The 760-nt window shown below is 39.5% G+C and carries 1 protein-coding gene; it reads right to left on the reverse strand.

Translation table 11 applies throughout. The annotated features are described in order from the left end of the window. Window positions 1-760 (reverse strand): AMP-binding protein (locus tag WMZ97_RS21845; protein ID WP_343274169.1); only part of this gene is annotated, 760 nt, incomplete at both ends.

Genomic DNA, 760 nt, shown 5'->3' on the forward strand with positions numbered 1-760 from the left:
GTTGTTCCAGAGGTATAAATCACATAAGCCAAATTTCGAGAATGGTTTACAGACTCTAGATTTGATTTATCTATTCCTTCAAATTTCATCTTTCTTACATCCAGGCATTTTCCATCCCACCGTACTTCTGGCCAAAGCCGGTCAATCACTTCTGTCTGGCTAAGTACGATCCTGGAGTTGCTGTCTTCGAGCATATAATCAATACGTTCAGCCGGATACGCAGGATCAATCGGCAAATAAGCTCCACCCGCTTTTAAAATCCCCAGCATTCCCACAATCATATCTAGTGACCGTTCCATTAATAGGCCTACCCGTTCTTCTGGTTTTACTCCCTGCTCTCTTAAGATACGCGCTAAACAGTTTGCCTGCTCATTCAACTCTTTATAAGTAAGCTGCGTTTCTTTAAATACAACAGCTATTTGATTTGGATCCTTTTCCACCTGTTCTTCGAACAGACAATGAATTGTTTTCTCTTTCGGATAAGGCATTTCCGTGTCATTGAATTCAATCAGCAGTTGATGTCTTTCCTGCTCTGTCAACATATCTACTTTACAAACTTTCTGTTTGGGATGAGCTACCATTTCTTTTACAATCCGTATGAAATGTTGAGACATTCGCTGAATCGTTTCCCCAAGAAATAACGCTGTGCTATACTCGATTTCACACTCAATTTGTTTTTGCGTTTCTCTTGCAGATAGGGTTAAATCAAACTTAGAAATTTGATAATCGATATCACATGGTTTGACTTGTAATCCTTCCA

Source organism: Lentibacillus songyuanensis (genome assembly GCF_039548255.1).
GTDB classification, from domain to species: Bacteria; Bacillota; Bacilli; order Bacillales; family Amphibacillaceae; genus Lentibacillus_C; species Lentibacillus_C songyuanensis.